Origin of the sequence: Martinezella lusitana (genome assembly GCF_016901135.1) — a bacterium.
Lineage (GTDB): Bacteria > Pseudomonadota > Alphaproteobacteria > Rhizobiales > Rhizobiaceae > Rhizobium > Rhizobium lusitanum_D.
This window is the reverse complement of record NZ_JAFEVL010000030.1, coordinates 237442-261234: the sequence shown is the minus strand read 5'-3', so window position 1 is coordinate 261234 and position 23793 is coordinate 237442. Positions and strand designations below refer to the sequence as shown.

Below are 23793 nucleotides of genomic sequence, written 5' to 3'. Positions count from 1 at the left end.
ATACACCGGCCCTCAAACAGGGCCGGTATTTTCATCGTTGCACAACGAGGCCGTAACCCGCTCTTACTTGTTCAACGCATCCTTCAGCGCCTTGGCCGGCGTGAAGGCGAGCTTCTTTGCGGCGGCAACCTTGATGGTCGCACCGGTCGATGGATTGCGTGCTTCCCGTGCCGGCGTGTCCTTGACCTTGAACTTGCCAAAGCCCGGGATCGACGTCTCGGCGCCGGAGGTTGCAGCTCCGGTGATGGCGGCGAAGACTGCTTCGACGACAGCCTTGCTCTGAGCCTTTGTCAGCTTGTGATCTGCGGCAATCTTGTCTGCGATTTCGTTGGTGGTGGTCATCATGCTTCCCCCGGGTTGTTTACGGTTGAATCATTTCCATCGTAATCGCCCAATGTCACGCGCTGCCCGGGTCTCAGAGGGCTCATACACCGGCATTTCCACAATTTCCGATGGGGAGATGCCCATTTTCGGGCTTTTCCCCTACTGGTCCCAGGAGATGCGGTGCCGATTGTTGTTCTGTCGCAAACACCGCGCTCTCTCCGCTTTTGCTGATTCTCCCCCGGGCACGTGCCACGGCGGTCTCGCCAAAAGGCATAATCTGGATGGACAAAATGATGGATCCATCACGTCCTGAACCGCGTTATGCCAGCGATACTGGTCATGGGGCCGGTGACGGTATAGATGCCTGACAACGACAAATAACGGGACAAGCAATGGAAGACGCGATCAAGATAGACAACCGCGGCGACTTCGGTCTGTGGGCCATCGAAGTTGCAAAGCAGATCGTCAGCGAGCAAGGTTTCGCTCTCGCCAAGGCAGCCCGAGACGGCACAGACGAAGATGTTCGCGTCGCCGGCGGCGCCCTTGGGCAGGCGATCACCAACGCGCTCATGGAAGTCTATGACGGTTTGCTCGATGGTGTGGATGAAGGCTAGGCGAGCGCGCTAGCATCTCGCCGCCAGCGCGGGGCGGAATGCTCACGCATCATGGTCGAAGCGCGGGTGGAGCCGGAAAGTCGAGAACGCTATTCGTGTAGGTTTCGACCAGCGTGCTGAATGGCGTGCCATCCGGCAGCTTCAGCACCGCGCGATGTTCGAGAAGAAACGGCGGCAGCGCAAGCTGTCCCTTGCCGGCGGTTGGCAGATCGGGTTCCATCTCCCAACCCTCGGCAAGAGGTGACCAAAGCAATTTTGCCGACAGGTTCGTACGAGTGAAGTTGAGAGACTGAACGGCTCGCCCAAAGGCGATATCGGAGGTGTTCAGTGCCTCGTTCATGTCAGCCGTCAGTTTTGCCGGGACATACCAATTATCGGCTTCCGACAGAACGCGATCGCCACAGGCCAGACGAACGCGGCGATAGGCAATCGGAGCATCCGGCCCCACAGCCAGCAGCTCACGGATATGGGCATCGGCCGGCTTATCCTGCCCATGCACGCGCTGCGCCAGGATCTTGGAGCCTGCCGGCGCAAGCTTATGCGCGGCACACCAGCGGTCGAGCGTTAAAGTGGCGCTGGCATTGCTGAGGAGATTGGCATTCAGCGTCTGGAGGACCGCAAGGGCTTCCAGACGCGATGTCGGAGTGTCGGGCCATTGCGACGGAGCGGCTGAATCCTGAGCCATCAAAGCGTGGGTAGCCAGCATGACGGCCGCGGAGCCGGCCAGAGCTGCGATCCGGACGAATGTCGAAAGGCGGAAAGGCATGGGAAAGGAAATCCTCTATATGAACATGTCTTATCGATCAGAATCTACGCATCCAACGTCTTGAAAGGCCATGCTTGCAAGCTCAATGGCGGCATAGATGGAGAGGGCTTTTCCGGCGGCAAGGCCCAGGGCCAACAATGGTCTCGATCCTGGCAATGAGCGGAGCAGTGCAGCGAGCGACCAGATCCACGACCGCCGGCGTCGACCGAGGAACCCGGAAGCCATATCGACTTGCAGCCTATGGCGACCGGCGCGCCATAAGGGCAAGCGCGCTTCCGAACACCACCAACATTCAAGAGCGCCCGAATGCCAAAAGGACCGGGATCGCCATCGGTGGCGACACACCGGACAAGGTTGCTTTTCGCGACTGTGATAACGACGCAGCCTTATCGAATGCGCGTATTTTTTGGCGGCCCTGCCCCTGTACCAACTTACAATCGCAATTTGGCATCCCCATATGGTCGGCAGATTGTCTTTCTGCCCAATGACAGGAGAACCAATGTTCAGTGCAGTTCCGCGTTTCGCCAAGATCGCAGCCATCGTCGCCCTCGCTGCCGCATCGTCCTTTGCGAGCTTTAGCGACGCTGACGCTCGCCGTGCTGGCTCCAGCGGATTCGGTAGCCGCGGAACAAGGACCTTCGACACGCCTGCCATTACGCGGACAGCGCCGACCCAGGCCGCTCCGATCGACCGGACGATGACACCCCAGACGCAGACAGCGACGCAGCCGCCGATCAACGCGCAGCCGCGTCCCGGCCTTTTCGGCGGCTTCGGCGGGTCGATGATCGGCGGATTGATCGCCGGCGGCCTGCTCGGCATGCTGATCGGTCATGGTTTCGGCGGCGGCTTCGGCTTCCTCGGCATGCTGCTGCAGATCGGCCTGATCATCGCGGCGATAAGCTTTGCCATGCGGTTCTTTGCAAACCGCCAAAGAACCAACTATGCGGGATCGGCGCCGGGCACATCCTATAACATGAACAGCATGAATACGTCGCAGCGCCCCTCCTTCTCGATCCCGCCGATCGGCGGTGGTGGCGCGGCGAACGCGAAGCCGGCGGCGCGGCAGGCCAATGACGAGATCGGGCTGAAGCAGCCCGATCTCGAACGCTTCGAGCAGCTTCTCACCAAAATTCAAACGGCCTACGGCTCCGAGGATTACGCCACGCTGCGCCAGCTGACCACGCCCGAGGCCATGTCCTATCTTGCCGAGGAGCTCGGCGAGAACGCGACCAACGGCGTCCGCAACAGCGTTTCCGATGTTCGCCTGTTGCAGGGCGATATCGCCGAAGCGTGGCGCGAAGACAATGCCGAATACGCGACGCTCGCCATGCGCTATTCGAGCATTGACGCGATGGTCGATCGTACGACGGGAAAGCTCGTGGATGGCGACGATCGCAATTCCTCGGAAACAACCGAGATCTGGACCTTCGTGCGCAGGCCGGGTTCGGACTGGAAGCTCTCCGCTATCCAGGGAACCGGGCCTCGCGGCGCCTGAGTCTGACTTTGGCAGAAGATTGTCCTCGCGAAAGATCGAGGGCAATCGACCGGCGTTCTCTTCTCGGGATAGCTTACGGTCTCGTGCCCTTTGCGTCTCATCTCAACGACAATCGCCACTCAGTAATTGTTGGCGCCGAAGCCGATGTCGTCGGCTTGGCGATTGCGGACCACATGTCGTGGAGTGCGATCCGATTGTCGAACTCGCTGCGGACACTCCTGCTTCTTGGCAAGCGGTGAGCCGAATTAGGAAGACGGGCCTCATCAGGCTCGTCACTTTTAGAATCTCTCAGGAACCCAAACGAGGCAAATGTGGAAACGATACCGCATCTGTCTTGACTCGTTATGCCCGTTCTCTACTGTAGTATGGAAACGTTACCATACTGGGAGGAACTGGATGAAGTCCGCGCGGCTCAACCGCCTTTTTGGCGTGTCCGGAAATTGCTTCGACGTCGCCATCGATCATGGCATGTTCAATGAACGGACCTTCCTCGCCGGCATCGAGGACATGAAGACCGCGATCAAGGTGATTGCGGATGCTGCGCCGGATGCTATCCAGCTGCCGCCGGGTACAGCGCCTCTGCTGCAAGCAATCCCCGGCAAGCATCGACCGGCACTGGTCTTGCGCACGGATATCGCCAACATCTATGGCAATCCGCTGCCGTCAGCGCTGTTTTCCGAAATGATCGACCGGGCGGTGGAGCAGGGCGTGGCGCTGGATGCGGCCTGCGTCGTCGTCAATCTCCTAATGTTGCCGGACCAGCCCGAAGTCTATCGCGCCTGCGTGCGCAACGTGAACAGCCTGAAGCGTGAATGCGAGATCTATGGCATGCCGCTGATGGTCGAGCCGCTGGTCATGCAGGACAATTCCAAGGGCGCTTATATGGTCGATGGCGCGATCGACAAGATCCTGCCGCTGGTGCGTCAGGCGGCCGAACTGGGCGCCGATATCATCAAGGCCGACCCGTGCGACAACGTCGAAGAATATCACCGAGTCATCGAGATCGCTCAGGGTCTTCCTGTGCTGGTGCGCGGCGGCGGGCGTGTTTCTGATCAGGAAATCCTGAGCCGCACCAAGCAGTTGATGGGGCAGGGCGCGCGCGGCATCGTCTATGGCCGTAACGTCATCCAGCACCAAAATCCTGCCGGCATGACACGCGCCTTGATGGCGATCGTCCACGACGCGGCTTCCGTCGAGGAAGCCTCGCGGCATCTCGCCTGACGCATCCTGGGAGGAATGGACATGACAAGGGTATTCCGTTTCGGCGTCATTGGCTGCGGCCTGATGGGGCGTGAATTCGCAAGTGCGGCCGCCCGCTGGCTACATCTTGCCGACGTGAAGGCGCGACCGGAAATCGTCGCCGTCTGCGACACCAATGCGACGCTGCTCGACTGGTTCAGGGATCATGTGCCGACCGTGCGCCAGTTTACCGGCGACTATAAGGAGCTTCTGGCCAATCCAGAGATCGACGCGATCTATTGCGCCGTGCCGCATGTGCTGCACCAGCAATTCTATATCGACATTCTGAAGGCCGGAAAGCATCTGCTCGGTGAAAAGCCATTCGGCATGGATGCGGCTCAGAACCGCGAGATCATGGCGGCTCTCGTCGAGCACCCGGAATTGCTGGTTCGCTGCTCGTCGGAAATGCCTTTCTTCCCTGGTGCACAGAAGGTCATCGCCCTCGCGGAAAGCGGCGAGATGGGCGACATCCTCGAGGTCGAGGCGGGTTTCCTGCACTCGTCCGATATCGACCGGCAGAAGCCGATCAACTGGAAGCGCATGGCTGAGATCAACGGTGAGTACGGCTGCATGGGCGATCTCGGCATGCATGTCCTGCACGTGCCGTTGCGGCTTGGCTGGCGCCCGACCACGCTGCATGCGCAACTGGTCAAGAAGGTCACCGAGCGTCCTGACGGCAAGGGCGGAATGGCGCCTTGCACCACCTGGGACAATGCCACGATCAGCAGCCGGGTGCGCACGGCGGATCAGGATTTCCCGATGGTGCTCAAAACCTGGCGCATCGCGCCCGGCGAATCCAACACCTGGTACATTCGTATTCTCGGCATGAAGAAGAGCGCCTTCTTCAGCACCAAGTCGCCGCGCCAGTGGCAGTGGATGGATTATACCGGCGGTACGCAGGCCTGGAGCACCGAGGACCTCGGATATGGCTCGCTGTTTCCGGCAATCACCGGCAAGATTTTCGAGTTCGGCTTTGCCGACGCCATCCAGCAGATGTGGGCGGCCTTCGTCGATGAGCTGGCAGGCGGGAACGCCAACGGCTTTGGCTGCGCCACCCCGGCCGAGGCACAGGCGCATCACGCGGTTCTGACGGCGGCGCTCAGATCCGGCCGTGAGAACATCGTGGTGCCGGTCGACTATGAGGGGGCAGCGATCTGATGAAGCGCTCAGAGATCAACGCCGCATTGCGGCGGGCGACCGAAACTCTTGAACACTGGCATTGGTCCCTGCCGAGCTGGGGATATTGGACAGCGGCGGATTTCGCCGCCGATCCGCAGGCGACAGCCTATCTGCGTGCCCATCAGCTGGGCTGGGATGTCACCGATTTCGGCTCGGGCCGGTTTGCAGAATGCGGTCTCGTGCTGTTCTGCCTGCGCAACGGCATCGTCGGCGCCGAGGGTGAGCGGAGCTATGCTGAAAAACTGCTGTTCGTCGAGGAAGGCCAGGTAACGCCGACCCATCGTCATGCGGCGAAGATGGAAGATATCATCACCCGGGCCGGCGGCGATCTCGTCATCGAATTCGCCGCGGCCGACGCCGAAGGCAATGTGCTGAAGGACGATGTCACCGTTCCGGTGGACGGACTGCCGGGCAAGCTCGCGGCATGGGAACCGCTGGTTCTTTCACCCGGCCAGAGCGTGACGATCCGCACCGGGCTCTATCATCGTTTCTACGGCAGAAAAGGCGGCGGCCCGGTTCTCGTCGGCGAAGTCAGCCAGGTCAACGACGACAATAGCGATAATTTCTTTCTGGAGCCGATCGGGCGCTTTGCCGCAATCGAGGAGGATGAGCCGCCTCTCAGGCCCTTGTGGAACGAGGCAGGCTGATGATGCGGACAGGGGAAGGGGAGGAGGTTCGCGGCAGCAAAAGGCAGAAGACGGGCGGCATCGTTTGCGCGGGAAATTTCATCGTCGACCGCGTTCACACACTGTCCTACTGGCCCGAACAGGGCAATCTTTCCCACATTCTACATCAGGATCTGGGTGTGGGGGGCGGAGCCGCCAATGTCGTCACCGACCTCGCCTCGCTCGGGTTTCCCGGAAAGCTGGCGGCAGCGGGATGTGTCGGCGCCGATATTGACGGAGAGATCGTCAAGTCGCGCCTGATCGATGCGGGTATCGATGTCGGTGGGCTGATGGTGCTGTCCGACCGGGCGACGGCGCATACCCATGTCATGAATGTGCCGGGTGAGAACCGCACGTTCTTCTATCACGGCGGTGCCAATGATGCGGTCACGGATGCGCTCGTCTTCCCCGAGGTCTTCGCGAGCGCCGGCTACCGGCTGTTCTATCTCGGTTATCTTATGCTGTTGCCTGGTCTCGACCGGCTCGATCCGGATGGCCGCTCGGGAGCGTCGCGCCTGCTCGAAGCCGCCCGTCGCGCGGGCCTTACGACCTGCGTCGATTTCGTATCGAGCGAAGATCCGGAATTCGCAGCCAAGGTCGGCGCTTCGCTGCCATATTGCGATTTCCTGATCATCAATGAGGTGGAGGCGGGTCGCGCAACGGGCGTGACCGTGCGCGACGCGCGGGGAGACCTGATCGAAGCGGGAATTCTGACGGCCGGCGAGCGTCTGCTTGCGGCGGGCGTGGCCAGAGGTGCCGTCATTCATGCGCCGGAAATCTGCTTCTGGTTTGCGCCAGATGCCTTGCCTGTTGTCACACGTTCGCGGCCCGTCGATCCAGGCGACATCGTCAGCACCGTCGGTGCCGGCGATGCGTTTTGCGCCGCCGTGCTTTACGGCCTGCACGAGAATTGGCCGGTCGAGCGCATCTGTGCCGTTGCCCACGCCGCCGCCGCCCGCTGCCTGGGAGGTGCGACGGCGACGGATGGCATCCCCGACATGGCGGTCCTCGTCGATGATGCGAAGGAAATGCATCCGGCATAGAGCATCGCTCATGAGGTCATCAGCATTGTTGGCAATTGGTGTAGTTTATCGTGACGATTGGCGCATCATGCGGCGATGATCAATGGAATCTGAAGATTGGAGGCGAGGAATGAGGGCTGTCCGCTTGGAATCGATCGGGTCCATGATCATGCGCACCGTTGAGAAGCCGGTTGCCCGACCCGGCGAGCTCCTCGTCCGCGTCTTGGCTGCCGGCATCTGCGGCTCCGATCGGCACATGTACAAGGGCGAGTATCCGACAGCGCTCCCCGTGACGCTCGGCCACGAATTCTGTGGCATCGTGGAGGAGGTCGGCGATGGCGTCTCGTCGTTTGCCGGCGGAGAACTCGTCACCGTGGACCCGAATATCGCCTGCGGCACCTGCCAGGCCTGCCGGCGCGGGCGACCGAACCTGTGTGCAAGGCTGACGGCCATCGGAGTAACACGGGACGGCGGCTTCGCGGAATATGTGGCGCTGCCGTCTGATCAGGCATTCACGCTGCCGTCCGATCTCGATCCCGTGCATGGCGCCTTCTGCGAACCGCTCGCCTGCTGCATTCATGCCATCGACAAGGCAGACATCCGACCAGGCGATAGCGTCGCCATCCTGGGCGGAGGTGTGATCGGCCTTCTCGTGGTGCAATTGGCATGCCTGGCCGGGGCAAGCCAGGTGATCCTGATCACGCGACAGCTATCGAGGCGCGAGACGGCGTTGCGTCTGGGCGCTACGCACACCTTCGATCCAGCATCTTCGGACACGGTCGCTTCCGTTCGAGATGTTACCCAAGGCGGCGCAGATGTCGTCATCGAGTGTGCCGGTGTCGCCGACACCTTGCAGACCGGTCTCAGGATGGCGCGACGAGGCGGCACGTTCGTGCTGTTCGGCGTGACGCCGGCTGGCATTGAAGTGCCCGTTCTGCCCTTCGACCTGCTCGTCAACGAGGTCGATATCAGGCCGGCCTATCTCAACCCGTTCACGCATTCCCGTGCCGCGGCAATGGTCGCGAGCGGAGCGCTGGAATTGGACTCCTTGGTGACCAAAGCCATAGGTCTCGAAGAGGTTGCAGACGTGGTCGGCAGCGCGCCATTGCCGGGCGAGATCAAGGTCATCGTCCGACCCTAGCTTTGGGAAATCACCGGCCTATCTTGCCGGTCAGCTACACGCCGCTCGCCTCAGCCGCGGACAGGTCCCGTGGAGTCGCGTTCGATCAGCGTCACGGGGATCTTGACGATCATGCCCTGTCGCGGCTCGTGCCCCGCCTGCTGCTCTTCGATCAACGCCTTCAATCGCTGCGCCGCCTGCTCACCGACCTCGCGGATCGGCTGTGCGACCGTGGTCAATCGGGGAAAGACATAGGCGGCCTCCGGCAAGTCGTCGAAGCCGATCACTGAATAGTCGCGCGGAACAGAAAAGCCGCGATCCTGGACCGCATGGATGACTGCGATCGCCGAAATATCTGTTGTGCCGACGATCGCCGTCACTTCCGGCCGGGACGTGAGCAATTCGCGAGCAAGCTCATAGGTTGCCGCAAAGCTATGCTCCTCCGCCATCGTCACCACCGCGGGCGCGATCCGGTCCTTCGCCATTTCCGCCCTCATGCCCTCAAGGCGAAGCTGGACGGGCTGGCTATGCGCGGGTGCGCCGACGATGGCGATCGACCGGTGGCCGAGACCGATCAGATGGCGCGCCATCAGCCGCCCGCCTTCCTCGTGATCGGCCATGACGGCATCGTTTGCGATACCACCCAGTTCGCGGTCGATGGCGACGATCGGAATATCGGCATCGCGCAGCGCCCCGAAATGTTCGATGCTGCCGAAGGCGCTGGCCACGATGACGCCGTCGACGCGCTGGGACAGCAGCATGGAAATGTAGCGCGCCTCGTGTTCCATGTTTTCCGCCGTGCTGCAGATCAGCGTCTGGTAGCCGTGCCGGAACAATTCCTGCTCGATGGCATGGGCGAGAATCCCGAAGAAAGGTACATCGATCGACGGCAGCATCAGCCCGATCATCCGGCTCGGCGCACCCCGCAGCATGCGGGCGCCCTTGCTCGGCGTGTAGTTCAGCTTGCGGATCGCCGCTTCCACACGTTGTCTGAGCTCCGGGGAGGCATAGCCGCTATTGTTGAGCACGCGCGAGACTGAAGAGACCGATGTTCCTGCAAGCTTGGCGATATGTCTGATGCTGGTCGTCACTTGCTCGCATTTCTTTGTCTGGCGGTGGAACATTCGCCCGACGGGCTGTAGACGTTCAACTCTATGTCGGCACCGACTAAATCACTGGCGGCACGTCGCATCAAGCGCAATAGGGGCGATCATTGACAGCGATCGGCAACGTCGGCGTCGATCCTATCAGGCATGAGCAAAGAGCCTCAGGCTCTTTTATCACGCGTAAACATCCTTATCTCAGCGCTACGGCAATATCTGTTGGGGCGCGAAGTGCTTTTTCATCCAGATCGACTTTCATTCGGTATCGTCCTGCCGGCCCAACCGAGAACCTCCGCCGATGTCGAGTTCGATGCCCAGTTGAAGCTCGCAAGCCATGCGGACGAATTGGGTTTCGATGCGCTCTGGGTCCGGGATGTGCCGCTGAACAGCGAAAGCTATCCGGATCCCGTCGGACACGCCGATCCCTGGGTCTTCCTTGGAGCGTTGGCGGCGGTCACATCGAACATCGGCCTGGCGACAGGCGCGATCGTTCTGCCTCTGAGACATCCTCTGCATATTGCCAAGGCCGCGCTTTCGGTGGCGGCCCTGTCGCGAGGGCGGTTCGTGCTTGGTCTCGGGTCGGGAAACAGACCGACCGAGTACGAGGTATTCGGGAAAGATCTGGAGAAACGGAAGTCGATCTTTCAGGAAAATTGGGAGCGCCTGGCTGCCGCGCTTCGCCCGAATCAGGAGATATTGGACGAGAACGGCCAGGTGCGAAGAGAATTCGCCGTCAGACCGAGGTTGCAACAGGCACCCATTCCTTTGGTGGCTGTCGGTTCTTCGTCGCAATCGCTCGAATGGATCGCTCGGCACGCGACCGCATGGATGACATATTACCGGCAATTGCCCGTCCAAAGGGACCGGCTGACGCTTTGGCATAATGCCCAGGCGAAAGTGACTACGGAATTCCGCGGCTTCGGCCAGTCGATGGTGCTGGAGCTCGTCGATAAGCCCGATGCGGCCTACGAAGAGATAAATCTCGGTGGCAGAACGGGCAGGCAAGGGCTGATCGGCGCGCTATCGGCCATGCGCGAATCCGGCATTCATCACGTCGCGTTCAATCTCGTTTCGGGAGATAGGCCGCCAGGCGACGTCATGGACGAAATCGCCGGGGACGTGATGCCTGCTTTGGTCTAGACGGCGCGGCGCGGCAGACGCCATCCATCGTCGGCAAGGCATTCGAGAGCGCCGGACTGCCGGTGCTGGCATTTATAAGATTTTTATATCTTCTGCATTCCCGCCGTCTCGAACCTTAATGCGGTTTAGTCGCATATTGTATGGCGAAGATACACGCTAGGTGATCTTCTCTCTGTGCGGAAAGAAAAGAGGCGCTCTTACCAAGGGCGCCCTGTATCATTTTCGCAATCAACAAGAACAATCAAGGAATCGCGATCGATGATGGACATTATTCTTGTCGGGATCGGCGTTTTATTTTTCCTCCTCTGTGTCGCTTACACCAAGGCCTGCGACAGCCTCTAGTCGGAGAGACGGCAATGCTTCTCGATTACATTCTCGGTGGCGGCGTGACACTTTTTCTCACCGCCTACCTGATTTACGCTCTCATTCGCCCCGAGCGCTTCTAATTCCATAGCGCTGGATAGGGAAAGTTACCCGCATGACCTTCAACGGATGGCTTCAGATCCTAATTTACATCGGGATCCTTCTTCTGCTCGTCAAACCGCTCGGCGGTTACATGACGCGTGTCTTTACCGGCGAGCGCACATTTCTTTCTTATGTCCTCGGTCCGTTGGAACGGGGACTTTATCGTCTCGCCGGCACGAATGAGCGCGAAGAGCAGCACTGGACGACCTATTCGATCTCCATGATTCTGTTCAGCCTCGCCGGCTTCTTCGTACTCTATATCCTGCAGCGGTTCCAGGGGAGCCTGCCTTACAATCCCGCAGGCATGTCCTCGATCGGCCCGGAGCTTTCGTTCAACAACGCCGCGAGCTTCGTAACCAACACCAACTGGCAGAACTACGGCGGCGAAAGCACGATGTCCTATCTCGTGCAGATGGCCGGTTTCACTGTCCAGAACTTCGCCTCCGCCGCGACCGGTATTGCGCTCGCCATTGCGCTGATACGCGCCTTCTCGCGCGCTTCCGGCAAGGCGATCGGCAATTTCTGGGTCGATTTGACCAGGGCGACGCTCTATGTACTGCTGCCGATCTGCATCGTCCTGACGCTGGTGTTCGTCTATCTCGGCGTGCCGCAGACGCTCGGACCCTATGTCAACGCCACAACGCTCGAGGGCGCGCAGCAGACGATTGCCGTCGGCCCGGTCGCCTCGCAGCTTGCCATCAAGATGCTCGGCACCAATGGCGGCGGCTTCTTCAACGCCAACTCCGCTCATCCCTTCGAAAATCCGGATGCGATCTCCAATCTGATCCAGATGCTGGCGATCTTCGCGATCGGCGCTGCACTGACCAACGTCTTCGGACGCATGGTCGGCAATCAGCGTCAGGGCTGGGCAATCCTCGGCGCGATGGGCGTGCTCTTCATCGCCGGCGTCATCGTCACCTATTGGGCTGAAGCTGCCGGCAATCCGCTGGTGCATGCGCTCGGCGTCCAGGGCGGCAATATGGAAGGCAAGGAAGTCCGCTTCGGCATTACGCTGTCGTCGCTCTTTGCGGTCATTACCACGGCGGCGTCCTGCGGCGCGGTCAACGCCATGCATGGCAGCTTCACAGCAATCGGCGGTATGATCCCGTTGATCAACCTGCAGCTCGGCGAAGTCATCGTCGGCGGCGTCGGCGCCGGTTTCTACGGCATCCTGATGTTCGTGATCATCGCCATCTTCGTTGCCGGCCTGATGGTCGGGCGCACGCCGGAATATCTCGGCAAGAAGATTGAGGCCAAGGAAGTGAAGATGGCGATGCTCGCCGTGCTTTGCCTGCCCTTCGGCATGCTGATCTTCACGGCGATCTCCGTCGTGCTGCCGTCGGCAGTAGCCTCCATCGGCAATCCCGGTCCGCACGGCTTCTCCGAAATCCTCTATGCCTACAGCTCGGCGGCGGCGAACAACGGCTCGGCCTTCGGTGGTCTCTCCGGCAACACGCCCTGGTATAACGTCACCCTCGCTATCGTCATGCTGATCGGCCGCTTCCTGGTCATCGTGCCGGCGCTTGCGATTGCCGGTTCGTTGATCACCAAGAAGACGGTCCCGGCTTCCGCTGGCACCTTCCCGACGGATGGTCCGCTCTTTGTCGGCCTCTTGGTCGGCACGATCCTCATCGTCGGCGGCCTGACCTTCTTCCCGGCGCTCGCGCTCGGACCGATCGTCGAACATCTGTCGATGATCGCAGGCCAGACCTTTTAAAGGATTGATGTCATGAGCGGTTCGCTTTTGACCAAGCTTAGAAAAGTCATCGATCCACGCCCCTTCGACAGGGGGCGTGGCCCAGCCGGGACGACCTGTGCCTCTGACGCCATTCTCTTGGCGATGGTCACCCTGTTCCTCGGCCTCGTCATCTTCGGATTCTTAATCGGCTGATCGGTGCGTTCCGATCTGACGTTTTCCTCTTCACGCTGGAGCCTCTTATGAGCCAGTTAAAATCAGCGAGTATTCTGGATTCTCGCATCCTCATTCCGGCGGTCGGCGCTGCTTTCCAAAAGCTGAACCCGCGCACGCTTGCCAAGAACCCCGTCATGTTCGTGGTCGCCGTCGTTTCAATGCTGACGACCGTCCTTTTCCTGCGTGACCTTGTCAGCGGCGGCGGCAATCTCGCCTTCTCCCTGCAGATCAATATCTGGCTGTGGTTCACGGTGCTGTTTGCCAACTTCGCCGAAGCTGTTGCCGAAGGCCGTGGCAAGGCGCAGGCGGATTCGCTGCGCAAGTCGCGCACCGAAACCCAGGCAAAACTTCTGAGCGGCAACAGCCGGACCGACTACAAGATGGTGCCGGGCACCAGCCTGAAGGTCGGCGACGTTGTTCTCGTCGAGGCCGGCGATATCATCCCGTCGGACGGCGAAGTCATCGAAGGCGTGGCCTCGGTCAACGAGGCGGCGATCACAGGTGAATCGGCTCCGGTCATCCGCGAATCGGGCGGCGATCGCTCCGCCGTGACAGGCGGCACGCAAGTGCTGTCGGACGAGATCCGCGTACGGATCACGGCAGCAGCCGGTTCGACCTTCATCGACCGCATGATCGCACTCGTAGAAGGTGCCGAACGACAGAAGACGCCAAACGAAATTGCGCTCAACATCCTGCTCGCCGGCATGACGCTGATCTTCGTGCTTGCTACGGTGACGATCCCGAGCTTTGCAGCCTATGCCGGCGGCTCGATCCAGACGGTCGTGCTCGTCGCCCTGTTCGTGACGCTGATCCCGACCACCATCGGCGCGCTGCTGTCGGCCATTGGTATCGCCGGCATGGACCGCCTGGTGCGCTTCAACGTGCTTGCCATGTCGGGCCGCGCCGTCGAAGCCGCTGGCGACGTCGACACGCTGCTGCTCGATAAAACTGGCACGATCACCCTCGGCAATCGCCAGGCGACCGCCTTCCGCCCGGTCAGGGGCGTCAGCGAGCAGGATCTGGCCGATGCGGCCCAGCTCGCCTCGCTTGCCGACGAAACGCCTGAGGGACGCTCCATCGTCGTGCTCGCCAAGGAGAAATATGCGATCCGCGGCCGCGACATGACGAGCCTGAAGGCAACCTTCGTACCCTTCACCGCCCAAACGCGGATGAGTGGCGTCGACCTCGATGGCTCCTCGATCCGCAAGGGCGCCGTCGATGCGGTGCTTGCCTATGTGGACGGTGCCGCAAACAGCGGAACCGATGGTACGGCTGTCATCTCGCGCACCACGAGCGAGACGCTTCGCGAGCTGCAGGCAATCGCCGACGAGATCGCCAAGGCCGGCGGTACGCCGCTTGCGGTAGCCCGCGACGGCCGCCTGCTCGGTGTCATCCATCTCAAGGACATCATCAAGGGCGGTATCCGTGAGCGCTTTGCAGAACTGCGCCGCATGGGTATCCGCACCGTGATGATCACGGGCGACAATCCGCTGACGGCCGCCGCCATCGCCGCGGAAGCCGGCGTGGATGACTTCCTCGCCCAGGCGACGCCGGAAATGAAGCTGGCACTGATGCGCGAAGAGCAGGCCAAGGGCAAGCTCGTCGCCATGTGCGGCGACGGCACCAACGACGCCCCGGCACTTGCCCAGGCCGATGTCGGCGTCGCCATGAACACCGGCACGGTCGCCGCGCGCGAAGCCGGCAACATGGTCGATCTCGACAGCGACCCGACGAAGCTCATCGAGATCGTCGAAATCGGCAAGCAGCTGCTGATGACCCGCGGCGCGTTGACCACTTTCTCCATCGCCAACGATATTGCGAAATATTTCGCGATCATCCCGGCGATGTTCATCGCCTTCTATCCGCAGCTGAAGGCGCTGAACATCATGGGGCTGGCGACGCCGCAAAGCGCCATTCTTTCGGCCATCATCTTCAATGCCTTGATCATCGTTGCGCTGATCCCGCTGTCGCTGAAGGGTGTTCGCTATCGCCCGATTGGCGCCGGTGCGCTGCTCAGCCGTAATCTGCTGATCTACGGCGCTGGCGGTATCATCGTGCCCTTCATCGGCATCAAGGCCATCGACATGGTGATTACCGCCATCGGCCTCGTTTAAGGAGCTTTTCCATGCTGAAACAAATCAGACCGGCCATCGTCATGATCGTGGTCACCACTGCCGTGACAGGCCTTCTCTATCCGATCGCCATGACGGGCGCCGCCCAGGCGCTCTTCCCTCACCAGGCAAACGGCAGCCTGGTGGAAAAGGACGGCAAGGTGATCGGCTCGACCCTCATCGGCCAGAACTTCGCCACCGACCGCTACTTCCATGGCCGTCCGTCGGCGACAACCGCCGCTGACCCGAATGACGCAACCAAGTCGATTGCCGCACCCTACAACGCGGCCAATTCCGTGGGCTCCAATCTCGGCCCGACCAGTGCGAGCCTGATCACCCGCATCAAGGGCGACGTCGCCACCTTGCAGGCGCAGAACCCGAACATGCCGGTTCCGATGGATCTGGTGACCACATCAGGCAGCGGTCTCGATCCGGATATCTCGCCTGATGACGCCTACTTCCAGATCCCGCGCGTCGCCAAGGCCCGCAACATGGATGAGGCCAAGCTCCATACGATCGTCGATGCAGCAGTCGAGGGGCGCGAGCTTGGGGTTCTCGGCGAGCCAGTCGTTAACGTCCTGGCATTGAACCAGGCGTTAGATGCTTCTATGACTCAGTAAGACCAAAGGGTTGAGGCGGCGATAGTCGCCTCAACCTCAGTGCGTCACGAAAGAGTAATTGATGCCAGACGATAGTCGCGACACCTTGAGCAGGCCTTCGCCCGATGCGCTTCTCGAAAAGGCGCGGGCCGAGGCACGCGGGCGGCTGAAGATCTTTCTGGGTGCTGCGCCCGGCGTCGGCAAGACCTACGAGATGCTGATCTCCGGCAGGGCGAAGATCGCCGATGGCGTGGATGTGGTCGTCGGCGTCGTCGAAACCCATGGCCGACGCGAGACGCAGGCGTTGATCGAGGGCTTCGAGATCATCCCGCGTGTCAAGGTCGACTACAAGGGACGGGCGCTCGAGGAGATGGATCTCGACGCCATCCTGAAACGCCGGCCGCAGCTGGTGCTGGTCGACGAACTTGCCCATACCAACGCGCAGGGCAGCCGCCACCCGAAACGTTATCTCGATGTCAAGGAACTGCTGGACCGTGGCATCGACGTCTATACGACGCTGAATATTCAGCATGTCGAAAGCCTGAATGATGTTGTTTCCCAGATCACCCGCGTCCGTGTGCGCGAGACCGTGCCGGATTCGATCATCGATCTCGCCGACGATGTCGAGATCATCGACCTGACGCCCGACGACCTGATCAAACGCCTGCATGATGGTAAGGTCTATGTGTCGAATACGGCTGAGCGGGCGCTGACCAACTATTTCACACCCGGCAATCTGACGGCGCTACGCGAGCTGGCGCTCAGGCGCACGGCGCAGCGCGTCGACGATCAGCTGCTCACCCACATGCAGGCGCATGCGATTTCAGGCCCTTGGGCTGCAGGCGAGCGCGTGCTGGTGTCCATCGATCATCACCCGCGCTCGGCCTCGCTGGTGCGCTATGCCGCGCGCATGGCCTCCCGCCTGCGCGCGCCCTGGGCTGCGGTCTATGTCGAAACCAACCGCTCGATCAACCTGACGGAGCCGCAGCGCGACACGATCGCCGCAACGCTGCGACTGGCCGAACAGCTCGGTGGCGAGGCCATCACCATTCCCGGCCGCGAAGTGGCCGAGGAACTGATCCGTCATTCCGCCAGCAACAATGTCACCCATATCGTCATCGGCTCGCCGAAACTGGGGTCCTGGCGTGATTGGTCGCGCCGCTCGGTTTCCTATGATCTGATCCGCAAGGCCGGCGAGATCAGCGTCCATGTCATTTCCGGCAACGATGCGGATGCCCAGGCCGCCAGCCGCGGCGTCCGGTCGGCGCCTGCTCCTACCCCCTTCCAGTTGCACGGCTATGTGCTGGCAACGCTCTATGTCGCCGTCGCGCTTGGTTTCTGCGTCATCCTCGATCAGGTGCTCGACGTGCGCAATCTGGCGCTCGTCTTCCTGATGGCGGTCCTGGCGACCGCGGTGACGCAAGGGCTGCGTCCGGCGCTTTATTCCTGTATTCTCGGTGCACTCGCCTTCAATTTCTTCTTCCTGCCTCCGCGTTACACGCTGACGATCAGCGATCCGGAAAGCGTGCTCGCCTTCTTCTTCTTCCTCGGCGTCGCTGTCATCGCCAGCAATCTGACGGCGACCGTGCAGCGGCAGGCGTCGGCCGCGCGCCAGCGGGCGCGAACGACGGAAGATCTTTACCTGTTCTCCAAGAAGCTCGCCGGCACCGGCACGCTTGATGACGTATTGTGGGCGACGGCTTTTCAGCTGGCCTCGATGCTGAAGCTGCGGGTCGTGCTGCTTCTGCCTGAGAGTGGCACGATCGCGGTCAAGGCCGGCTATCCGCCAGACGATACGCTCGACGACGCCGATATCGCCGCGGCGCGTTGGGCCTGGGAGCACAATCATGCGGCCGGTCGCGGCGCCGACACCTTGCCCGGCGCCAAACGTCTATACGTTCCGCTGCGCACCGGCCGCACCGCCGTCGGCGTCATCGGTCTCGACAGTGATCGGCGCGACGGGCCGCTCCTGACACCGGAACAGCAGCGGCTGCTCGATGCCCTGGCCGATCAGGCGGCGCTTGCTATCGAGCGCGTGCAATTGGTGGCGGACGTCGACCGGGCAAAGCTCGCCGTCGAGGCAGACCGGCTGCGCTCGGCGCTGCTGACGTCGATTTCCCATGACCTGAAGACGCCGCTCGCCGCCATCCTGGGTGCTGCCGGGACGCTGCGTGACTATCTTGAAACGCTGCCGCACGAGGATCGTGTCGATCTTCTGGCGACTGTCATCGATGAATCCGAACGGCTGAACCGCTTCATTGCCAACCTGCTCGACATGACGAAGATCGAGTCCGGTGCGATGGAGCCGAACTATGCGCTGCACTATGCCGGCGATATCGTCGGGAGCGCCCTTCGACGGGCCACGAAGATGTTGGGTCGCCATCGCGTCGAGGTGCAGATGCCGGTCGATCTGCCGATGGTGCGGGTCGATCCCGTGCTGTTCGAGCAGGTGCTGTTCAACCTGCTCGACAATGCCGCCAAATATGCGCCTGAGACCTCGGCTATCCGCCTGGAGGCATGGGCCGATATCGACAACATCGTTTTCAGGGTCATGGACGAGGGGCCTGGCATCCCGCCCGCCGATCTCGAGCGCGTCTTCGATACCTTCTACCGCGTGCGCAAGGGTGATCAGGTGCGGGCTGGCACCGGTCTCGGCCTTTCCATCTGCCGCGGTTTCATCGAGGCCATGGGCGGTACCATTGCCGCCGGCAACAGAACGGATCGTCAGGGGGCGGTCTTCACCATCCGCCTGCCAAGACCAACGGATATCCCGAAGCTGGATGAATTGAAATGAACACGACTGCCGTCAAGATTCTCGTTGTCGACGACGAGCCGCCGATCCGCAAGTTGCTGCGCGTCGGTCTCGGTGCCCAGGGCTACACTGTAAACGAGGCGCAGAATGCCGCCGCCGCCCAGGCCTCCGTGGACGAAGACCGGCCTGACCTGATCGTGCTCGATCTCGGACTGCCCGACAAGTCCGGCCAGGATCTGCTGATCGAATGGCGTGAGGATGGCATGCAGATTCCGGTCGTCATTCTATCGAGCCGCACCGATGAGGCCGGCATCGTCAAGGCATTGGAAAGCGGGGCGGATGACTACGTCACCAAGCCCTTTGGCGTCAACGAGCTTGCGGCGCGCATCCGCGTCGCGCTGCGCCACCGACTGCAGCAGCAGGGCGAAAAGGCGATCTTCCAGACCGGCGGCCTTTCGATCGATCTCGTCAAGCGCATCGTCAAGGTCGAGGGCAAGGAGATCAAGCTATCGCCGAAGGAATACGATATCCTGCGTGTGCTTGCCCAGCATGCCGGCAAGGTGCTGACCCATCAGTTCCTGTTGAAGCAGATCTGGGGGCCGGCGGCGGATGTGCAATATCTGCGCGTCTATGTCCGCCAGCTCAGGCAGAAGATCGAGCAGATTCCCGATCAGCCCCACTATATCACCACTGAGACAGGCGTCGGCTACCGCCTACGCGAACCGGAATGAGGCGAAGGATTCGGTCCTGCGATGAGGCGCCCTTGTCCTGACCGATGTCGCGATGAACACCACTCCAGCATTATCGATTGTCCGACCCCCTAAGAGCGACCATGGCCCTTTCCACTATCATCCTGCCCGAGCATGTCTTCATCGGGATGTCGGCCCCGACCAAATGGCGGGCATTGCAGATGCTCTCGTCAAAGGCGGCTAGCTGTTTCGGCCTTGACGAGGGCACGGTCCTTCGGGCGCTGGAAACGCGCGAGAGGCTCGGAACAACCGGTATCGGCAATGGCGTTGCTGTTCCGCACGCCGCGATCGCCGGCATGACCAGGCCGCGTGGCCTGCTGGTCCGTTTCTCTCATCCCGTGGATTTCGAGGCCATCGACGACATCCCGACCGAATGGGCCTTCGTGCTGCTTTTCGGGGAAGGCGCGCGCAGCGACTATCTGAACGTGCTTTCCGCAATTGCCAGGCGGTTGAGAACGGAGGGTGTTCTGACGGCGATGCGGCAGGCAAAAAGCGCGGACGAACTTTATTCCGTTTTCATGTCCGACTCCGTCGCCTGATACCGGTGATTGTGGAGCGTTGTAGCCAAGCGAGAATGTGATTTCATTTTTCCGGATTCTATGGGATGCTGTTCTCTGGAATTCCCCAAAACGGGAACGGTCTTCGTTACTTTATACGACCAAGTTGATAGGGTTTAAAGACAAACGAAGGGGGTTCATCCATGCAGACGATAAAGCTTTCCCGGCTTCTCGCCACCGCAGTTCTGATCGGCAGTTTCTCGATTGCGGCGGTTGCGCCGACATGGGCTGCGGACAAGACGCTTCTGAATGTGTCCTACGATCCGACGCGTGAATTATATAAGGATTTCAACGCCGTCTTCGCTGCGAAGTGGAAGAAGGACACCGGCGAGACTATCAATATCAAGGCTTCGCATGGCGGTTCCGGCGCGCAGGCCCGTTCGGTTATCGACGGTCTCGATGCCGATGTCGTCACCCTGGCGCTCGAGGGTGATATCGATGCGATCGCCAAGGCGACGCATAAGATCCCCGCGGACTGGAAGACCAAGTTCCCGAACAATTCCGTTCCCTATACCTCGACCATTGTCTTCCTTGTGCGCAAGGGCAACCCGAAGGGCATCAAGGACTGGTCGGATCTGGTCAAGGACGGCGTCGAAGTCATCACGCCGAACCCGAAGACATCGGGTGGCGCGCGCTGGAATATTCTGGCGGCATGGGCATGGGCCAAACAGGCCAATGGCGGCGACGACGCAAAGGCGCAAGAGTATCTCACGCAACTTCTCAAGCATGTGCCGGTTCTCGATACCGGTGCGCGCGGCGCAACGACGACCTTCGTCCAGCGCGGCCTCGGCGATGTCCTGCTTGCCTGGGAAAATGAAGCCTACCTCTCGATCGACGAACTCGGTGCCGATAAATTCGAGGTCGTGACCCCGTCTTTCTCGATCCGGGCTGATCCGCCGGTCGCAGTCGTCGATGGCAATGTCGACGCCAAGGGGACCCGCAAGATTGCGGAAGCCTATCTGAACTATCTCTACTCGGATGATGGTCAGAAGATCGCCGCCAAGCATTATTACCGGCCGATCAAGCCGGCAGCGGCCGATCCCAAGGATGTCGCCCGTTTCCCGGCTTTGAAGCTCGCAACGATTGACGATTTCGGTGGATGGGCTAAAGCTCAGCCGAAGTTCTTCGACGACGGTGGCGTCTTCGATCAGGTCTACAAGCCGGGAAAATAAGTCTGAATGCAATCCATAACCCGCAAACGGTGGCGGTTTCGGCAGCCGAGTGTCATTCCGGGCTTCGGATTGGCACTCGGCGTTACCTTGGCTTGGCTCATCTTTATCGTTCTCATCCCGCTGTCGGGGTTGCTGTGGAAGAGCAGCTCTCTTGGCTGGGAGAAATTCTGGGCCCTGGCTCTTGATCTGCGCACGCTTTACGCGCTGCGCATGAGTTTTGGCGGCGCCTTCATCGCGGCGCTCGTCAATGCCGTCCTCGGCCTCATCCTGGCCTGGGTTCTGGTGCGTTACCGTTTTCCCGGCAAGCGCGTCATCGACGCCATGGTCGATCTGCCATTCGCGCTGCCGACAGCAGTCGCCGGTATCGCGCTGACGACGCTTTATGCACCGACCGGCTGGATCGGACAGTTTCTGGCGCCGCTCGGCATCAAGATCGCCTTCACTCCGGTTGGCATCGTCATCGCGCTGATTTTCGTCGGTCTGCCCTTCGTGGTGCGCACCGCGCAGCCGGTCATGGAGGAAATCGACCGCGAAGTCGAAGAGGCGGCTGCGACCTTGGGAGCGACCCGTTTCCAGACGATCACCCGGGTATTGTTGCCGGGACTGGCACCTGCCGCGCTCACCGGTTTTGCGCTGGCTTTTGCGCGTGCTGCCGGCGAATACGGATCGGTCATCTTTATCGCCGGCAACAAGCCCTATGTCTCGGAAATTGCGCCTTTGCTTATCGTCATCCGCCTCGAGGAATATAATTACGCGGCGGCAACGGCGATCGCGACGGTGATGTTGTTCATCTCCTTCACCATGCTTTTGATCATCAATCTCACTCAGGCGTGGAGCAGAAGGAGGTACGGCTATGGCACATGATCTTTCCGCCGCCTCCGGTGTGGAACATCCCGTCATCACCGAAAGCCGGGTCGCGCGCATTATTTTCGTGGTGATCTCGCTCGTCTTTCTGACGCTGATGGTGCTGTTGCCTCTGGCCGCCGTATTCGTCGAGGCTTTCCGCAAGGGCATCGAGGCATTTTTCGATGCCTTGGTCGACGAGGAGACCTTTGCGGCCATCCGGCTGACACTGATCGTCGCCGGCATCAGCGTGCCATTGAATCTCGTCTGCGGCGTCGCTGCCGCCTGGGCAATCGCCAAGTTCGAATTCAAGGGCAAGGCATTCCTGACGACTCTGATCGATCTGCCTTTCTCTGTCTCTCCGGTCATATCGGGTCTGGTGTTCGTGTTGCTGTTCAGTTCTAACAGCACGCTCGGCCCCTGGCTGCAGAGCCATGGTATCCAGATCCTGTTTGCGGTTCCCGGTCTCGTCCTGGCGACGATGTTCGTGACTTTCCCCTTCGTCGCGCGTGAATTGATCCCGCTGATGCAGGAGCAAGGAAACGCGGACGAGGAGGCGGCGCTCTCGCTCGGGGCCAATGGCTGGCAGACCTTCTGGTATGTCACGCTGCCGAATATCAAATGGGGTCTGCTTTACGGCGTGCTGCTCTGCAACGCCCGAGCCATGGGTGAATTCGGCGCCGTTTCTGTCGTCTCGGGTCACATCCGTGGCGAAACCAACACCATGCCGCTGCAGGTCGAGATTCTTTATAACGACTATAATTTCTCGGGGGCGTTTGCCGTTGCCACGCTGCTGGCCATGCTTGCCCTTGTCACACTTATACTGAAGACGTTGCTGGAAATGCGCTATAGCGAAGAGATCGCAGCCAGCCGGCGTCACTGAAGGAATTTTTGATGGAAGTTCGCGTTCAAAACCTGCGCAAGGAATTCGGTCGCTTTCCCGCATTGCATGACGTCTCCCTGGATATCCGTTCGAGCGAACTGATTGCGCTTCTCGGGCCGTCCGGTTCCGGCAAGACGACGCTTCTGCGGCTGATCGCCGGGCTGGAGACGCCGACGGAAGGCCAGATCTTTTTCGGCGAGGAGGATGCCTCGCGAAAGACCGTGCAGCAGCGCAATATCGGCTTCGTGTTCCAGCATTATGCGCTGTTTCGGCATATGACCGTGCTGGAGAATATCTCATTCGGCCTCAAGGTGCGCTCTGCATCGCGTCGCCCGCCACGCGCGGAAATTCACCGGCGTGCGACGGAACTGCTGGAATTGGTGCAGCTCAACGGGCTGGAGAAGCGTTATCCGGCGCAGCTTTCTGGCGGACAGCGGCAACGTGTAGCGCTGGCGCGCGCCATGGCGGTCGAGCCAAACGTGCTGCTTCTGGACGAGCCTTTCGGCGCTCTCGATGCTCAGGTGCGCAAGGACTTGCGCAAGTGGCTCAGGGAGATCCACGATCGCACCGGTCACACGACGGTTTTCGTGACCCACGACCAGGAAGAGGCGTTGGAGCTTGCCGATCGGGTCGTGGTTCTCAACAAAGGCGCAATCGAGCAAGTCGGCACACCGGACGAGATCTACGATACGCCGAATTCTCCGTTCGTTTATGGTTTCATCGGCCAGTCCAACCGCGTCAAGGTGCGCATCACCAGCGGCGAGATATGGTTCGAGGACAGGCCGCTCGGTTTGAGTACGCCGCACGAGCCGGATGGCGAGGCCTATCTCTATTTCCGTCCGCACGATATCGAACTTCATGAAGGCGATGGTGGTGCAATCGCCGGCCTGCTCGTTGGAAGCCGGCGTGTCGCCGGCACGCGCCATCTCGAAATCAATATCGGCGCCAGCCACGATCATATCGAGATCGAGCTGCCGCCGAACAAGGCAGATGCTCTCGACCGCAACCGCATCGCATTCAGGCCGACCCGTTGGAAGCTGTTTCGCAACGGCAGTTAAAATCGATCGCGGTGCTGATAATTCC

At 60.8% G+C, this 23793-nt stretch carries 23 protein-coding genes; 20 read left to right on the top strand and 3 right to left on the bottom strand.

What is annotated here, in order from left to right; genetic code table 11:
* Window positions 1-63: 63 nt before the first annotated feature.
* On the bottom strand, window positions 64-342 hold the full coding sequence (locus JTP94_RS12380; RefSeq protein WP_204850784.1) for an HU family DNA-binding protein: 279 nt from the start codon (window positions 340-342) through the stop codon (window positions 64-66).
* Between the two features lie 374 nt (window positions 343-716).
* Here JTP94_RS12380 and JTP94_RS12375 point away from each other — a divergent pair, with 374 nt between their 5' ends.
* Window positions 717-938: a hypothetical protein gene (locus JTP94_RS12375; protein ID WP_034509924.1), complete on the top strand. Its 222-nt coding sequence runs from the start codon at window positions 717-719 to the stop codon at window positions 936-938.
* 49 nt (window positions 939-987) lie between these two features.
* Here the strand turns inward: JTP94_RS12375 and JTP94_RS12370 are convergent, their stop codons facing one another.
* Complete coding sequence (locus JTP94_RS12370; protein WP_204850783.1) at window positions 988-1704, bottom strand: hypothetical protein; 717 nt, start codon at window positions 1702-1704, stop codon at window positions 988-990.
* A gap of 499 nt (window positions 1705-2203) precedes the next feature.
* Here JTP94_RS12370 and JTP94_RS12365 point away from each other — a divergent pair, with 499 nt between their 5' ends.
* From JTP94_RS12365 to JTP94_RS12340, 6 genes are all read left to right on the top strand, one after another.
* Window positions 2204-3199, top strand: coding sequence for a Tim44 domain-containing protein (locus JTP94_RS12365; protein ID WP_204850782.1), 996 nt, complete (start codon window positions 2204-2206; stop codon window positions 3197-3199).
* Window positions 3200-3595: 396 nt separating this feature from the next.
* Window positions 3596-4420 carry a class I fructose-bisphosphate aldolase gene (locus JTP94_RS12360; protein WP_204850781.1) on the top strand — a complete coding sequence of 275 codons (825 nt, stop codon included), beginning with the start codon at window positions 3596-3598 and terminating at the stop codon, window positions 4418-4420.
* Between the two features lie 21 nt (window positions 4421-4441).
* Complete coding sequence (locus JTP94_RS12355; protein WP_204850780.1) at window positions 4442-5596, top strand: Gfo/Idh/MocA family protein; 1155 nt, start codon at window positions 4442-4444, stop codon at window positions 5594-5596.
* A complete protein-coding gene (locus JTP94_RS12350) occupies window positions 5596-6264 on the top strand; it encodes a D-lyxose/D-mannose family sugar isomerase (RefSeq protein ID WP_204850779.1) in 669 nt (222 codons plus the stop codon). The genes JTP94_RS12355 and JTP94_RS12350 overlap by 1 nt, the downstream gene beginning before the upstream one ends.
* Before the next feature lie 2 nt (window positions 6265-6266).
* Window positions 6267-7325, top strand: coding sequence for a carbohydrate kinase family protein (locus tag JTP94_RS12345; RefSeq protein WP_204850927.1), 1059 nt, complete (start codon window positions 6267-6269; stop codon window positions 7323-7325).
* Window positions 7326-7434: 109 nt separating this feature from the next.
* Entirely contained in the window at window positions 7435-8445 is a 1011-nt protein-coding gene (locus tag JTP94_RS12340; RefSeq protein WP_204850778.1) for a zinc-dependent alcohol dehydrogenase family protein, read from the top strand.
* 50 nt (window positions 8446-8495) lie between these two features.
* On the opposite strand, the gene JTP94_RS12335 is transcribed toward JTP94_RS12340, so the two are convergent.
* Complete coding sequence (locus tag JTP94_RS12335; protein WP_204850777.1) at window positions 8496-9515, bottom strand: LacI family DNA-binding transcriptional regulator; 1020 nt, start codon at window positions 9513-9515, stop codon at window positions 8496-8498.
* Between the two features lie 243 nt (window positions 9516-9758).
* On the opposite strand from JTP94_RS12335, the gene JTP94_RS12330 reads away from it, so the two are divergent.
* The 13 genes from JTP94_RS12330 to JTP94_RS12270 all read left to right on the top strand — a co-directional run bounded on the left by JTP94_RS12330 (window position 9759) and on the right by JTP94_RS12270 (window position 23768).
* A complete protein-coding gene (locus JTP94_RS12330; protein ID WP_204850776.1) occupies window positions 9759-10667 on the top strand; it encodes a TIGR03571 family LLM class oxidoreductase in 909 nt (302 codons plus the stop codon).
* 356 nt (window positions 10668-11023) lie between these two features.
* Window positions 11024-11113: a K(+)-transporting ATPase subunit F gene (gene kdpF, locus JTP94_RS12325; RefSeq protein ID WP_034509905.1), complete on the top strand. Its 90-nt coding sequence runs from the start codon at window positions 11024-11026 to the stop codon at window positions 11111-11113.
* Between the two features lie 32 nt (window positions 11114-11145).
* Window positions 11146-12849, top strand: a complete 1704-nt coding sequence (gene kdpA, locus JTP94_RS12320; protein WP_204850775.1) for a potassium-transporting ATPase subunit KdpA — start codon at window positions 11146-11148, stop codon at window positions 12847-12849.
* Window positions 12850-12861: 12 nt separating this feature from the next.
* A complete protein-coding gene (locus JTP94_RS12315) occupies window positions 12862-13023 on the top strand; it encodes a hypothetical protein (protein ID WP_204850774.1) in 162 nt (53 codons plus the stop codon).
* 47 nt (window positions 13024-13070) lie between these two features.
* Entirely contained in the window at window positions 13071-15158 is a 2088-nt protein-coding gene (gene kdpB / locus JTP94_RS12310; RefSeq protein WP_204850773.1) for a potassium-transporting ATPase subunit KdpB, read from the top strand.
* Between the two features lie 11 nt (window positions 15159-15169).
* Complete coding sequence (locus tag JTP94_RS12305) at window positions 15170-15775, top strand: K(+)-transporting ATPase subunit C (RefSeq protein ID WP_204850772.1); 606 nt, start codon at window positions 15170-15172, stop codon at window positions 15773-15775.
* Between the two features lie 61 nt (window positions 15776-15836).
* Window positions 15837-18548 (top strand): sensor histidine kinase KdpD, encoded by a 2712-nt coding sequence (locus tag JTP94_RS12300; RefSeq protein WP_204850771.1) that lies wholly within the window; start codon window positions 15837-15839, stop codon window positions 18546-18548.
* Window positions 18545-19237: a response regulator gene (locus JTP94_RS12295; RefSeq protein ID WP_204850770.1), complete on the top strand. Its 693-nt coding sequence runs from the start codon at window positions 18545-18547 to the stop codon at window positions 19235-19237. Before JTP94_RS12300 ends, JTP94_RS12295 begins: the two co-directional genes overlap by 4 nt.
* A gap of 101 nt (window positions 19238-19338) precedes the next feature.
* Window positions 19339-19794 carry a PTS sugar transporter subunit IIA gene (locus JTP94_RS12290; protein ID WP_204850769.1) on the top strand — a complete coding sequence of 152 codons (456 nt, stop codon included), beginning with the start codon at window positions 19339-19341 and terminating at the stop codon, window positions 19792-19794.
* A 161-nt stretch (window positions 19795-19955) separates the two neighbouring features.
* Window positions 19956-20984 (top strand): sulfate ABC transporter substrate-binding protein, encoded by a 1029-nt coding sequence (locus JTP94_RS12285; protein ID WP_204850768.1) that lies wholly within the window; start codon window positions 19956-19958, stop codon window positions 20982-20984.
* A gap of 6 nt (window positions 20985-20990) precedes the next feature.
* Window positions 20991-21848: a sulfate ABC transporter permease subunit CysT gene (gene cysT / locus JTP94_RS12280; protein WP_204850767.1), complete on the top strand. Its 858-nt coding sequence runs from the start codon at window positions 20991-20993 to the stop codon at window positions 21846-21848.
* Window positions 21838-22710, top strand: coding sequence for a sulfate ABC transporter permease subunit CysW (gene cysW, locus JTP94_RS12275; protein ID WP_204850766.1), 873 nt, complete (start codon window positions 21838-21840; stop codon window positions 22708-22710). The genes cysT and cysW overlap by 11 nt, the downstream gene beginning before the upstream one ends.
* 11 nt (window positions 22711-22721) lie before the next feature.
* Window positions 22722-23768, top strand: a complete 1047-nt coding sequence (locus JTP94_RS12270; protein WP_204850765.1) for a sulfate/molybdate ABC transporter ATP-binding protein — start codon at window positions 22722-22724, stop codon at window positions 23766-23768.
* Window positions 23769-23793: the final 25 nt, after the last annotated feature.

What these genes read in the sequence shown, in the direction of transcription:
- JTP94_RS12350 (WP_204850779.1), top strand. Translation starts at nt 5,596, where the DNA reads ATGAAGCGCTCAGAGATCAACGCCGCATTGCGGCGGGCGACCGAAACT.
- kdpB (WP_204850773.1), top strand. Translation starts at nt 13,071, where the DNA reads ATGAGCCAGTTAAAATCAGCGAGTATTCTGGATTCTCGCATCCTCATT.
- kdpA (WP_204850775.1), top strand. Translation starts at nt 11,146, where the DNA reads ATGACCTTCAACGGATGGCTTCAGATCCTAATTTACATCGGGATCCTT.
- JTP94_RS12295 (WP_204850770.1), top strand. Translation starts at nt 18,545, where the DNA reads ATGAACACGACTGCCGTCAAGATTCTCGTTGTCGACGACGAGCCGCCG.
- JTP94_RS12300 (WP_204850771.1), top strand. Translation starts at nt 15,837, where the DNA reads ATGCCAGACGATAGTCGCGACACCTTGAGCAGGCCTTCGCCCGATGCG.
- JTP94_RS12315 (WP_204850774.1), top strand. Translation starts at nt 12,862, where the DNA reads ATGAGCGGTTCGCTTTTGACCAAGCTTAGAAAAGTCATCGATCCACGC.
- JTP94_RS12375 (WP_034509924.1), top strand. Translation starts at nt 717, where the DNA reads ATGGAAGACGCGATCAAGATAGACAACCGCGGCGACTTCGGTCTGTGG.
- JTP94_RS12380 (WP_204850784.1), bottom strand. Translation starts at nt 342, where the DNA reads ATGACCACCACCAACGAAATCGCAGACAAGATTGCCGCAGATCACAAG.
- JTP94_RS12340 (WP_204850778.1), top strand. Translation starts at nt 7,435, where the DNA reads ATGAGGGCTGTCCGCTTGGAATCGATCGGGTCCATGATCATGCGCACC.
- JTP94_RS12360 (WP_204850781.1), top strand. Translation starts at nt 3,596, where the DNA reads ATGAAGTCCGCGCGGCTCAACCGCCTTTTTGGCGTGTCCGGAAATTGC.
- JTP94_RS12305 (WP_204850772.1), top strand. Translation starts at nt 15,170, where the DNA reads ATGCTGAAACAAATCAGACCGGCCATCGTCATGATCGTGGTCACCACT.
- JTP94_RS12370 (WP_204850783.1), bottom strand. Translation starts at nt 1,704, where the DNA reads ATGCCTTTCCGCCTTTCGACATTCGTCCGGATCGCAGCTCTGGCCGGC.
- cysT (WP_204850767.1), top strand. Translation starts at nt 20,991, where the DNA reads ATGCAATCCATAACCCGCAAACGGTGGCGGTTTCGGCAGCCGAGTGTC.
- JTP94_RS12290 (WP_204850769.1), top strand. Translation starts at nt 19,339, where the DNA reads ATGGCCCTTTCCACTATCATCCTGCCCGAGCATGTCTTCATCGGGATG.
- JTP94_RS12285 (WP_204850768.1), top strand. Translation starts at nt 19,956, where the DNA reads ATGCAGACGATAAAGCTTTCCCGGCTTCTCGCCACCGCAGTTCTGATC.
- JTP94_RS12355 (WP_204850780.1), top strand. Translation starts at nt 4,442, where the DNA reads ATGACAAGGGTATTCCGTTTCGGCGTCATTGGCTGCGGCCTGATGGGG.
- JTP94_RS12270 (WP_204850765.1), top strand. Translation starts at nt 22,722, where the DNA reads ATGGAAGTTCGCGTTCAAAACCTGCGCAAGGAATTCGGTCGCTTTCCC.
- JTP94_RS12365 (WP_204850782.1), top strand. Translation starts at nt 2,204, where the DNA reads ATGTTCAGTGCAGTTCCGCGTTTCGCCAAGATCGCAGCCATCGTCGCC.
- JTP94_RS12345 (WP_204850927.1), top strand. Translation starts at nt 6,267, where the DNA reads ATGCGGACAGGGGAAGGGGAGGAGGTTCGCGGCAGCAAAAGGCAGAAG.
- cysW (WP_204850766.1), top strand. Translation starts at nt 21,838, where the DNA reads ATGGCACATGATCTTTCCGCCGCCTCCGGTGTGGAACATCCCGTCATC.
- kdpF (WP_034509905.1), top strand. Translation starts at nt 11,024, where the DNA reads ATGCTTCTCGATTACATTCTCGGTGGCGGCGTGACACTTTTTCTCACC.